This is a genomic window from Clostridioides sp. ZZV14-6009 (genome assembly GCF_020658095.1).
Taxonomy (GTDB): domain Bacteria; phylum Bacillota; class Clostridia; order Peptostreptococcales; family Peptostreptococcaceae; genus Clostridioides.
Map to the genome: position 1 here is coordinate 688,416 of NZ_JAGWDG010000001.1, position 13,396 is coordinate 701,811.

The 13,396-nt window shown below is 25.3% G+C and carries 10 protein-coding genes and 1 CRISPR repeat array (1 of these 11 running past the window's edge); of the genes, 7 read left to right on the top strand and 3 right to left on the bottom strand.

The genetic code is table 11. The features are described 5' to 3' along the window. Positions 1-4,034: direct repeats of the CRISPR family, unit length 30 nt; unit sequence GTTAAACAGTAACATGAGATGTATTTAAAT; it begins 934 nt to the left of the window's first position. Positions 4,035-4,166: 132 nt separating this feature from the next. From cas4 to KGF36_RS02965, 4 genes are all read left to right on the top strand, one after another. Continuing rightward, the gene (gene cas4 / locus KGF36_RS02950; protein WP_227829438.1) at positions 4,167-4,661 is read left to right on the top strand and encodes a CRISPR-associated protein Cas4; all 495 of its coding nucleotides are present in this window, start codon (positions 4,167-4,169) and stop codon (positions 4,659-4,661) included. Positions 4,662-4,685: 24 nt separating this feature from the next. Next, entirely contained in the window at positions 4,686-5,693 is a 1,008-nt protein-coding gene (cas1b, locus tag KGF36_RS02955) for a type I-B CRISPR-associated endonuclease Cas1b (RefSeq protein WP_413926702.1), read from the top strand. A gap of 190 nt (positions 5,694-5,883) precedes the next feature. Further along, positions 5,884-6,174: a CRISPR-associated endonuclease Cas2 gene (gene cas2, locus KGF36_RS02960; RefSeq protein WP_227829436.1), complete on the top strand. Its 291-nt coding sequence runs from the start codon at positions 5,884-5,886 to the stop codon at positions 6,172-6,174. A gap of 464 nt (positions 6,175-6,638) precedes the next feature. After that, positions 6,639-7,463: a DUF5780 domain-containing protein gene (locus KGF36_RS02965; protein WP_227829435.1), complete on the top strand. Its 825-nt coding sequence runs from the start codon at positions 6,639-6,641 to the stop codon at positions 7,461-7,463. 394 nt (positions 7,464-7,857) lie between these two features. On the opposite strand, the gene KGF36_RS02970 is transcribed toward KGF36_RS02965, so the two are convergent. Further along, positions 7,858-8,982, bottom strand: coding sequence for a DUF3810 domain-containing protein (locus KGF36_RS02970; protein WP_227850294.1), 1,125 nt, complete (start codon positions 8,980-8,982; stop codon positions 7,858-7,860). 197 nt (positions 8,983-9,179) lie between these two features. Here KGF36_RS02970 and KGF36_RS02975 point away from each other — a divergent pair, with 197 nt between their 5' ends. Both KGF36_RS02975 and KGF36_RS02980 read left to right on the top strand, forming a co-directional pair. Beyond that, positions 9,180-9,404, top strand: a complete 225-nt coding sequence (locus tag KGF36_RS02975; RefSeq protein WP_227829433.1) for a hypothetical protein — start codon at positions 9,180-9,182, stop codon at positions 9,402-9,404. Between the two features lie 49 nt (positions 9,405-9,453). Next, positions 9,454-9,978, top strand: coding sequence for a GNAT family N-acetyltransferase (locus KGF36_RS02980; RefSeq protein ID WP_227829432.1), 525 nt, complete (start codon positions 9,454-9,456; stop codon positions 9,976-9,978). Positions 9,979-10,093: 115 nt separating this feature from the next. Here KGF36_RS02980 and KGF36_RS02985 read toward each other — a convergent pair whose 3' ends face one another. Further along, entirely contained in the window at positions 10,094-10,240 is a 147-nt protein-coding gene (locus tag KGF36_RS02985; RefSeq protein ID WP_227829431.1) for a hypothetical protein, read from the bottom strand. 138 nt (positions 10,241-10,378) lie between these two features. Further along, entirely contained in the window at positions 10,379-11,305 is a 927-nt protein-coding gene (locus KGF36_RS02990; RefSeq protein WP_227840082.1) for an AEC family transporter, read from the bottom strand. A 190-nt stretch (positions 11,306-11,495) separates the two neighbouring features. On the opposite strand from KGF36_RS02990, the gene KGF36_RS02995 reads away from it, so the two are divergent. Beyond that, positions 11,496-13,367, top strand: coding sequence for a tetratricopeptide repeat protein (locus KGF36_RS02995; RefSeq protein ID WP_227829429.1), 1,872 nt, complete (start codon positions 11,496-11,498; stop codon positions 13,365-13,367). Positions 13,368-13,396 lie beyond the last annotated feature (29 nt).

Sequence of the window (13,396 nt, forward strand, 5' to 3'; positions counted from 1 at the left end):
AACATGAGATGTATTTAAATATGCTTTGACTTCTTTGGGGGTGGTAATTTGGCTAAGTTAAACAGTAACATGAGATGTATTTAAATAAGTTTAACCCTCGATTCCGTTCAACTTGATTCTCTGTTAAACAGTAACATGAGATGTATTTAAATAAAGTGCTGGTTATGTTGCTTCTTTAAATAGAGATAGTTAAACAGTAACATGAGATGTATTTAAATAAAACTAAAGTTAGGGGCGTTTCTTGGGATAAAGAGTTAAACAGTAACATGAGATGTATTTAAATACTCTTATTTCTCTAGTTTTGAATTTGTTTCTTAATTGTTAAACAGTAACATGAGATGTATTTAAATTTTTAAATAATAACTTACTTTAGATCAGAATGACTTGTTAAACAGTAACATGAGATGTATTTAAATTTCTGCTTGATATGGAGTATATGCTGTATAAAATTCGTTAAACAGTAACATGAGATGTATTTAAATGTTGTTAAATTTTTTAAAGTGGTTTATCATTAACTTGTTAAACAGTAACATGAGATGTATTTAAATAGGTTATAAAACTATTTTAGATATTACTTTTTATGTTAAACAGTAACATGAGATGTATTTAAATACGCCAGTTCCATATCTCCCTCAGTATTAAATGAATAAGTTAAACAGTAACATGAGATGTATTTAAATCTAAAGATGATATATATGATGTCGTTAGACTTGTTTAGTTAAACAGTAACATGAGATGTATTTAAATTAAATATAAAAAGTTTGTAAAGGAGGTGCTTTTTTGGTTAAACAGTAACATGAGATGTATTTAAATCTATAGTTATCTTGTTTTTTTAAAATTTCTATTTCTGTTAAACAGTAACATGAGATGTATTTAAATTATATTATCAAATATAAAAAAGGAGGGGATAAAGTGTTAAACAGTAACATGAGATGTATTTAAATAATAAATTTCTAATCTGTTTATCTACTAACTTATCAAGTTAAACAGTAACATGAGATGTATTTAAATAAAACATAATCACTTTCTTGATATTCTAAATTATGGTTAAACAGTAACATGAGATGTATTTAAATTTCAATTTTAAAAGTGCATCTAACTTGTTTTCTAAGGTTAAACAGTAACATGAGATGTATTTAAATTTCAAAGAATTTAAAATAAGATTGTCCAAAAATTCAGTTAAACAGTAACATGAGATGTATTTAAATCCAGAACAATTTGGAACAGTCAAAACAACATGATAAGTTAAACAGTAACATGAGATGTATTTAAATTTAAATTACTATAGTCTTTTAAGTTATATTTTAAAGTTAAACAGTAACATGAGATGTATTTAAATAAGCCTACCAAAACAGTAGCTTTTATATTATCCTCGTTAAACAGTAACATGAGATGTATTTAAATTTATTTCCTTGTTTTTATTATATCATATCTTAGATGGTTAAACAGTAACATGAGATGTATTTAAATACTGGAGTAAACACAATTTTTCTAAAAGTCCAAAAGTGTTAAACAGTAACATGAGATGTATTTAAATATTATTAGGTCATAGTTTTTACTATTTATAAGAGGGTTAAACAGTAACATGAGATGTATTTAAATACAATTAATTTGAAAAGACAATTAATTGTTTCAGTGTTAAACAGTAACATGAGATGTATTTAAATGAAAGAGTTGAACGAGGATTATATATAATTTGACATGTTAAACAGTAACATGAGATGTATTTAAATATTATAAATTTTGATGTAAGGCAAGAACCAAGTAAGGTTAAACAGTAACATGAGATGTATTTAAATCCATCCTTAAATTGTTTATAAACTTGATTTGCTCCTGTTAAACAGTAACATGAGATGTATTTAAATCAGTTAAATTCTAAGTATAAATTTGCATATAGTTTGTTAAACAGTAACATGAGATGTATTTAAATTCTGATGGAATAAATTCTTTTATATTGTCTATAGGAGTTAAACAGTAACATGAGATGTATTTAAATTGTTAAAGTTTACTAGATTTGAAGGAATCGAAGCAGGTTAAACAGTAACATGAGATGTATTTAAATGAAACAACTTGGAAATGGTTCATTATATAAGAAAGGTTAAACAGTAACATGAGATGTATTTAAATAATTTTAGAATTAGAAGATTATATTGCAGAAGGTATGTTAAACAGTAACATGAGATGTATTTAAATCAATCTTTTAAACTTTTTATATTAACACCACCAAAAGTTAAACAGTAACATGAGATGTATTTAAATCATTTCTATCAACTACATTCTAAATTGCTGTAATTAGTTAAACAGTAACATGAGATGTATTTAAATTCATTCGTAAGTAAATATATTTGATTACCACAATTCCGTTAAACAGTAACATGAGATGTATTTAAATTTTCAAATTACCACCTTTCTTATTCATTATATTGCAGTTAAACAGTAACATGAGATGTATTTAAATGATAACTCCACCAATGTATTATTCAAACTTGCTTCTGTTAAACAGTAACATGAGATGTATTTAAATGAACTTTAAGGAAATATTATCCTGATTTGTGGGGGGGTTAAACAGTAACATGAGATGTATTTAAATAAATATACGATGCATTAAAACCAAGCATAGCGCAAGCGTTAAACAGTAACATGAGATGTATTTAAATCTGGTTGCGGTATTGTTCATGTTCTTATATTAAAGAAGTTAAACAGTAACATGAGATGTATTTAAATCACATTAAAAATAGTTGCTACAGATGCAGAAAATGGTTAAACATTAACATGAGATGTATTTAAATAGCTGATGAAGCTATAAATACTATTTCTCGAACTAGTTAAACAGTAACATGAGATGTATTTAAATACAGAGTAAAAATAAAAACAGATGATGATGGTTTAGTTAAACAGTAACATGAGATGTATTTAAATCGGTTTACCACCTACTTATTAACATTTTCCATACATGTTAAACAGTAACATGAGATGTATTTAAATTTCCAAATAAATTTCATTATAATTAATTCTGACTTGTTAAACAGTAACATGAGATGTATTTAAATTCAACAAAATTTTCAAGATATAGAAAAGGTGAATCGGTTAAACAGTAACATGAGATGTATTTAAATTTTTATTGTATGGGTAAATATCTGCCCAGCTATTAAGTTAAACAGTAACATGAGATGTATTTAAATTTTTATAGATGTAGTTTCAATGATTTTGCCTAACGTTAAACAGTAACATGAGATGTATTTAAATAATGGAAAACCTGGTTCTAGTATAACTGGTCATGCAGTTAAACAGTAACATGAGATGTATTTAAATAGTGTTGAAAATGAAGTTATTAAAAGAGAGGAAGAGTTAAACAGTAACATGAGATGTATTTAAATACACCTTATAAAACTATTTAGCAAGTCCTTTAAAAGTTAAACAGTAACATGAGATGTATTTAAATCAATAATAACAAGAGTTTGAGATTCTTTACATAAAGTTAAACAGTAACATGAGATGTATTTAAATAGTAAAAGAGGATATAATTCAGCAGAAGAAGCTGTTGTTAAACAGTAACATGAGATGTATTTAAATATTGACAAGATAATAGAGCCAGATTTTGTTCCTGGATAGTTAAACAGTAACATGAGATGTATTTAAATCCATTTCTACCTGGCACACTCTTTTTTTCTATAGACGTTAAACAGTAACATGAGATGTATTTAAATAAATATTAATTCCAGTCCAAACCCATTGATTTTTAGTTAAACAGTAACATGAGATGTATTTAAATCTAAAACAGGTAGAGAAGAAAAACGAAATTATTGTGTTAAACAGTAACATGAGATGTATTTAAATCAATAAACATTTCTCCAAGTATTATAACTTTGTCCTGTTAAATAGTAACATGAGATGTATTTAAATAAAAAGGACTATCTGGCAAAACAGACAAAACTAAATGTTAAACAGTAACATGAGATGTATTTAAATTTAATTATAAAACCTCTTGTATATCTTTTGCCTAGGTTAAACAGTAACATGAGATGTATTTAAATTATTATACAATATTAAATTAAATAAAAATAATTTTATAGTAAATTATATTGTAAAATTATAAATTTTAATATTCTGAATAAGACAATATATGATATACTTATATATAAATAATCAAATAAATAGGTGATATTATGAAGCTTACAGGAACTTTAATAAATTACTATTTCCATTGTAAAAGACAATGTTGGCTACTTGGCAATAGAATAAACCTAGAAGAAAATAGTGAAGATGTAAAAATAGGTAGGATTCTTCATGAACTGAAAGAAAAAAATTCAAAACATAAAGAAATTGCAATTGAAAATATAAAGATAGATAAATTAACAAAAGAATATTTAGTAGAGATTAAAAAGTCTGATGCTGATGTAGAAGCTGTCAAATGGCAAGTTCTTTTATATTTAAAAATATTAAAAGAAAAAGGAATTGTTAGAAAAGGAAAAATTGAATTTATAGAAAAAAATAAAACCGACAAAAAAATAGTTTTTGTAGATTTGAGTGAAGAAACTGAAAAACAGCTTGTATCTATAGAAAAGGAAATTATCGATTTAATAAATAGTGATAAAGCACCATATCCAGATTTAAAAAAAGGGTGTAAAAAATGCGCTTATTATGAGTATTGTTATATATAAAATTAGATAATGACATATAAGGAGGTGTTATTATTGGGAAAGACAAAATACATTGGCTCAATGGGAGAGCTTTCAAGAAAAGACAATTCAATATGCTTTAGAAAAAATGGAAAGAATGTGTACATACCAGTAGAAAATACTAGTGAAATATTTTGTTTAAATGAAGTATCATTAAATTCTAAGTTACTTGATTTTTTATCGAGAGCAAATATTGTTGTTCATTTTTTTAATTACTATGGTGGATATAGCGGAACCTTTTATCCTAAAGAATTTTTGATAAGTGGAAAGGTAACCGTAGCTCAGGTAAAAACCTTTGAAAGTAGAAGAGAAGAAATAGCAAAATCTATAGTTAATGGTATAAGGATTAACACAATAAATACATTATCACATTATTATAAACATGGAAATTCAGAAATACAACCATTATTATCATATCTAAAAAAAGATTCTCTAAATAAATTAAAAAAATCGAATAATATAAAAGAAATATTATCAGTTGAAGGAGATATTTGGCAAACATTTTACTCTTCTTTTAAGTATATTTTAAGAGAGGAATTTATTTTTAATAAAAGAGTTAAGAGACCCCCAGATAATCCTCTAAATGCTATGATATCATTTGGAAATAGTATATTATATGCTAAAACTGTAACTGCTATATATAATACCCATCTAAATCAAAGTATAAGTTTCTTACATGAACCAAGTGAAAGTAGATTTTCTTTAAGCCTAGACTTAAGTGAAAATTTTAAACATGCAGTAACATTTAAAACTATATTTGATCTAGTTAATAATAGAAAAATAAATGTTGAAAAACATTTTGATAAAAAATTGAATTATTGTATTTTAAATGATGAAGGAAAACAGCTTTTTATAAATTCCTTAGAAGAAAGGTTAGAATCTGTAAAAGAGCATCCAAAATTAAAACGTAAAGTAAGTTTAAAAACCTGTATAAAATTAGATGCTTATAAAATGTTGAAATGCATAATGGAAGAAAAAAACTTTATTCCTTACAATATAAAAGATAGTCTATGATTTTAGAAAAGAAAAAAATTTTAATATATTAAAAATATAACCATAATAGTGATGTCATTATATAATAATTAAAACAAGACAAATTAAAAATTGAAACTTTTGAAGATATTCCAAAATATGAAAGGAGAAAAAGCTGAAAATTTGAGTTATTGACATTTTATATATTTTCAGTTTAGATAATATATTACATATGAAAAAGAAAAGTAATTTAAATTATAATTATGTATTTGTAGTTTATGACGTAGGAGAAAAAAGAGTAAATAAAGTTTTTAAAATATGTAAAAAGTATCTTTATCATTTTCAAAAATCAGTTTTTAGAGGAGAAATAACTCCATCTAAAATTATGAACTTGAAACATGATTTAGAAAATATTGTAGATAAAGATAATGACTTTGTATGTATAATAAAATTAATGAATTCTAATATATTTGAGGAAGAAATAATAGGTAATAATAGTAATTGTGAAAATTTAATATTATAAATAATTTACTTATTATATTCATAAAAACAAAGATAATAAATTATTAAAGGATAGTAAATTTAGATAATAGTTAAGGGTATTGAACTTGGAAATATTTATTCTTATTGTGATAGCTATTATCATCTAAATGATTATAAAGCTCCGCTTCTAATATTTCATAAATTGTATTTGTATGTAAATTTTTTACCATATTTTAAATATCCCTTGTTTTTTAACAGCATATTCTTCAATAAGTTTTATATATTCTAATTCAATCATATAAGTGAGTACAAAAATCTATTTTATATATATTATAATAAAATTGTGTTTAGTAAAATGAAAATTACAACAGTAGTATTATAATATGATTACTATTTATGGTAGTACTTAGTTACTAAAGCTATTGATGTATTCTGTTAACATAGATATTAACGCATTTTATAAAATGTTTTAGTAAAAATTAATCTAAGAAAGGAGAAAAAACTATGGGATATAAAAAAATATCTAGCTTGCCCATTTTGGTTATTGCTTTATTGGTTACTGGTACGACAACAGCCTTTTCTCTTAACACAACCAATTCAGAAAAATCAAGTGTATACTTAGCAAACGCAAAAAATACTACAACACAAAAAGTTTTAGACACTTCAAACAGCAAAGGTATTGCCAATAACAAAAATCTTCCACTAGCCATAAACAATAGCAAAATACAATTTGATGATAGTCCATATCATTGGCCTAGCAATGTTATAAGTTTTAAGAACAACAGTAAAAAGGCAATCATGGATTATGAAATTGTGTGTCTTGCATATGATAAAAACGGAAAACCACTTGAACTATATTGGGATGCTCAAAATGTTGCGACAAATGGAGAGGTAGGAAGTGTTGGATTTAGTACAGATGGTGTAGATTATGGTATTGTGGCAGGAATATCTCCTGTATCTAAGAAAGCATATGCACATACTTATAGAAGAATACAACAATCACCACCAAAGGATATAATAAGTATGTTTGAAAAGCAACAAGGTAAAGCATGGGTAGAAAAATGGTTGAAAGAGTGGCAGCAAATGGAGAAAGAATATGCAAAGCAAAATGCAATAGTTCCAAATAAGACACAAAATAATGAAAATCTATTATTTGATAAATGGAACCAATCAACTGGAAAGCATGATGTGAAGTATATCATATCATGTGTAAAACAAGTAACATTTAGTGATGGCAGTGTATGGAAAAATTCAGAATATGAGAGTTGGGCGAAAGATTTTCAAGGAAAATCAGTTTCTACTAGTGTATTAGAAAATTACTATAAGTAATATTTAAAACTAATAAGATAAATTTAGGTATACACTTAGTTGGTTCTAAGAAAGTTAAATACTTATTTTTATAATGTAAATAGATATTTTTACAGAGGTATTTTAATTGTGAAAATAAATATTATAGACAGATATACATAAGATTATAGGTATATATCAGACTTTGGTATATGCTTTTTTTTAGATAAAAAGATAATGAATGATACTTAATTTAGAATATACTTAAGAATATATACTATAAATTTTCCTTGTATTATAAGTATACATATAGTAAATACTTAAGAATAGTTTATTTTTTTATAATGAATTTATAAAAAAATAAACTATTAAATAATAGAAAATTAGATAATAAATAACAATGTTTTATCAATTTTAGTATTCTTTATGAGTATCTTTAATTATATGGATATAATTCATAATAAGTTAGCAATAAATCAACCATTTTGCCATAACTTTGAGTTCCTTCAGAGATACCATTAGCTTTTAAATAAGAATTATTAAATCCATTGGAAATTTTATTAATTTTACCTTCATATCTTTGCCAAAATTCACTCTCATTTTTTAAATCCCTTCGAACCAGCTCTGAAATGCCAGCAGAAATATCAACATAAGCATTATAATCAACTTTACTTAAAGCAGAAGCTGTATAATTTAAGGCCAAAACATAGCCAGAATAATTAAAATCAATATCAGGGTGTTTTATGGAAGCAAGATAACCTATAAAGTTAGCTTCATCTTCACTAGCAAATCCTCTCTGATGTGCCATTTCATGACCAACTGTACAAGGAATATATAAGTCAGGGATTGCAATATTAACATTTGCCTCACCTGTAAATGGAAAATATATACCAGTTATTCCTGTATAGCACATAAGATGTGATGAAATAACATACTTTGGCTTAGAGTAACTACCACTAACACTAGGTAAAATATCTGAAATTTTATCATATCCTAATTGAGCTCTATTTATGACACCTTTATAATCTGTATTAGACTTTACAACTCCATTTTTATCTTGTAGTGTAAGTTTTCTAGTTTCATTTGCTTTAGTTACCAAAAATTTATATAATTCAGAAAGTTCTTTAGTACTATGTTGCTTTGATTGGGCAGAATCGTTGTTTTTTAAATTATATTGGTTGATAAGGGTGCTCTCAAGTGGAACTCTATCGTAGTTTATACCCCAAAGTACTACGAAAAGAAAATAAACTATTGATAAAATAGATAATATGTTTAAAATAGAATTCTTTAAAAATGTCTTTAAATTTCTATTCTTCTTGAAAATTGTAAATACGATAGAACATAAAAATAAAAAAATAGATATAACTATTATGTACATTGTAATTTCGTAGATAGAAAATGGAAATATTCCTGAAACTTTACTTAATAGTTGTACAATTTTTTTATCTATGGCTTGAGAGTAATATTTTTCAACAATATTTGGAATTTTACTTGCTATGAAATTTAAAAATAAAGCAATCGGAAAAAGGATTAAAGAAAAATATTTTACTTTTTTACTCATATTTCACCTCACAGACTTTAATTTATATAAATATATTATATATCAATTAAAGTTAGATTGTAACATAGGTATAGTTATTTATATTTATGGCTTTATACTAAATAAATGATAAGTTATAATATATTCATATGAATAAACAATTTATGTATAACTAATAATAATTAAAAATATTAATTGTATAAGGAGTAAAAAATATTATGATAATAAAGCTTACTAAAGATAATTTTAATTTTAGATTTAAACAATATGAAGGGATGTTTTTTCATGCTGAAGTAAACGAAGGAGAAGAATCAATTAAATACAAAATAACTAAAGATAAAGAAGGCACTGAACTAAAAGAGTTTGGAAGTACACATATAAAAGATAATATGATATATATACCTCAGATAGAAGCATACATAGATTTAAGCAGTATAAAATAAAAATTATAAAGTATTAATTTAAAATGAGGGATATAAGGGGGAATCCAGTATGAGTAAAGCATTAGATATAATAATAAGACCAGTAAGAAGGGAAGATGCACAATCGATTAATGAAATGAGAAGAGCATATAATGTTATGAGAAATACACTAGCATTAATGAGTGATAGACTGGATAAAACTATAGCTATGCTAGATTCTCTAGGTGAAAATGATTATATGCTTGTGGCTGAAATTGATAATGATGGAGAAAAAAATGTAATCGGTTTTGCTGGTTTACATGTGAATCCATCTCCAAGATTAAGACATAGTGCAGAACTAGGAATAACTGTTGATGAAAAGTATCATGGTATGGGAGTAGGTCAAAAGCTTATGGAACAACTTTTAGACATAGCAGACAATTGGATTAAGTTGATGAGAGTAGGATTAGAGGTAATTGTAGACAATGAAAAGGGGCTAAATTTATACAAAAAACTGGGATTTGAAATAGAAGGAACTAAAAAATATGCTGTAATTAGAGATGGAAAATTTGAAGATGTTTATATGATGGGAAGATATAATAAAGATTTAATTTAACTCATTCCAATAAAAATAGAGAAGTGTAGTAGATTATCTATTAATAAAGAATTTTCATTAAAGATAATTTAATATTACTTCCCTATTATATTTTAAAAACGTTATTATCGAAAATTTATAAAAACATTCTATATACAAATAGAATTATTAGCAATATCAAAGCTACCTTAAAAGCTAGACTAGCAACGGTTTTTATAATTTTTACAGAAACGCCTATAGCAACTATAGCAAATACTACTTTAAAGATTAAATCTATATCCATATTTAAGCCTCCTATTCTATCATACATATAGATATTATTGACAAATATCTAGGAAAAAATTCCATCAATATACTATAATAAATTGTTTATATTTGTAATTTATTGAGTCTATTATTATATAATACATAAAAGAATAAATCAAGATAGTAAAAAAATACTTATAAAAGGTATTGATATAATTGAAAATAATGTCGTAAAAAATACACATTGTGAGGCTAATGTTACATTAGAGTCATATTGATTGGCAAATATAGCAGTATTTGCAGCAGCAGGCATAGAAGAAATTACTACTGGTATAGCTAAAATCATTTTATCATTAACCCACCCTTTTAGAATAAAGTATATAATCACAGGAAGTACTAATAATCTTACAATAGTAACTAGATATAATCTTTTATTTACAAAACAATCTATTGCTGAAGAATTAGCAAGCAAACTACCAATAATAATCATCGATATTGGTGTAGTCATGTTTCCTAACATCTTAAGTGGATCATTTATAAACTGAGGTAATCTAAGTCCTGTTATAAATAAAAATAAACCAATAACTACTGCTATTGTAGCAGGGCTTATAAGTGATTTCATTGAAAATCCTTTAGTGGTGCTCCCTTTAGATAATAAGTAAATTCCCAAAGTAAAAGAAAACAAGTTAAATGGTAGATTAAAAATAGCAGTGTAGAATATAGCCTCATGGCCTAGAACTGCTTCAATTACAGGATAACCCATGAAAGCTACATTTGAAAAAACGACTATATACTGATATATCCCCAGGTCTTTTGCATCTTCACATTTTAAAATGTATTTTAACAAAAAAGCAATTATAATAGAAACTATATACATAACTAAAGATATAAATAATAATAGTAGTATTTTTTGTATCATTTTATTATCAAAGTTAATCTGCATAGAACTAATTATCATAGATGGTAAAAAAATAGTCATTGTCAAATTTGAAAGTTTAGATGTACAGTGTTCATCTAATAAGTTGAATTTTCTGACAAAATATCCTACTAAAATAATTATAAATAAAACTGCAACTTGAATAAAAATATTGCTGAAATTCATAAAATGTCCCCCCCTATATATACATTATATACCAACTCAATAATAAAATCTAATGATTATAAAATTTAAAATTCAATATTACAATATAGTGACAAAAGGTAAAAATTCAATATTATAGCATTAATTATGGTTTATAATGTATAATAATGTTTGAGAGAATATATTTTATAAAATGGGTAGGTAGCGAATAATGAAAAACACAAAATTTTCTATAAGAAAAATAAAAAATATATCTAGTGACCCAAAAGTTATACATACTAAGGGAGCTCTTTTTGAAAAGATGGGAAAGACAGAAAGTGCAATAGAATTATATAAAAGTGCAGCATTAGATAATTATGTAAAATCTCAATATACTTTGGGAAATATATATGAAAATAAAAAGCAATTTAAAGAAGCAGAAAAATGGTATTCAATGGCATATAAGAATGGAAGTGAAGATGCTGCATTTGATTTAGGTAATATGTATTATAGATTAGATGGATATGAGTATGCTATATACTGGTATGAGAAAATAGCTACTATAGGATACTTACAAGCACAAAATAATTTAGGTGTATGTCATTTTAAAATGAAAGATTTTATAAGATGCGAAAAGTGGTTAAAAGAAGCAGCAGATAATAATCTTGGGAAAGCTTGTTTTAACCTAGGAGTATTGTATACATTTTTAGAAAAAGATGATGAGGCATATGAATATTATAAAAAAGGTTCTGTACTTTTAGATGATGATGCGAAATATAATCTAGCAATATTAAATGGAAAGAAGAAGGACAATAAGTCCACAGTAAGTCTATATAAGCAATTGTATAAGTCAGGTCATATGAAGGGTTGTTTTAACTTAGGTATGATTATGGAAATCAATGATAATTTGGAAGAAGCAGAGAGATATTATAAAAAGAGTGCAGATAGAGAAGATGTAAAATCTGAGTATAGACTTGCATATGTATATGATAGAAAAGAAGAATTAGGAGACGCAATTTATTATTATGAAAAAGCAATAGAAAAAAATCACACACTTTCTAAATATAGACTTGCAAATTTATATAATAGAGAAAATGAGATAGAAAAAGCAAAGACTTATTATAAAATGGCAGCAGAAGATGATATAACAGAAGCTAAAAACAATTTAGCAGGTATATATTTTGAAGAAAAAGATTATGAAAATGCTATAAAGTACTATGAAGATGCTATAGCTGTTGGATGTAAAAGTTCTCTTGAGAATCTTGGAGACTTATATTATCAAAATCAAGATATAGAAAAAGCAGTTTCGTATTATTCTAGAATTCCAAATAATGTATCTTGTCAAATAAAATTAGGGAATATATATGAAGATTTAAATAACATAGAAGAAGCTATAAGTTGGTATAAAAAAGCATCTGAAAATGGAGATACCAAATCTAGCTATAGATTGGGATGTATATATGAGAGTTTAGGAAATACTAAAAATGCTAGAAAGTACTTTGAGATGGCAAGTAGTAAAAATCATATGAATGCACGTATACATTTAGGTAGAATTTATTTTAGAGAAGGAAAACTAGAAGAATCTAAAATGATGCTTGACGCACCTGCTAATGAAAATAATGTATATGCTCAACACATGGTAGGACTTATTTATGATATGTTTTACAAAGATTATGTTAATTCTAAATACTGGTATGAGAAGGCTAGAGCACAAGGTTGTGTCGAATCAATATATAATTTAGGGCAAATTTATTTAAAATTAAATGATGATGCAGAAGCTGAAAAATATTATAAAGAAGGTATTAAATTTGGGAGTAAGAAGTGTGAATATATGCTTGCAGGACTTTACTACAAAAAAAGTTTAGATATGTATATTTCTCTAGCAGATGAAGAATATGATAACTGTGGAGAAATAATAGAAGATTTCCCTAAACTAAATATAAACTTTGATGAAGTATTAATTCCACCATTTAAATTACAAGAAGAAATAGTTGATGAAGAAGAGTATGTTCCAATTTATATATTGAACATAAAAGAAAGCTTAGATTCAATGCTAGAAGGTCTTGAAACTGAAATGAGTATAGATGAAGAATATGATAATTAAAAAACCTGATAAAAAGAGTGTTTTTAAAA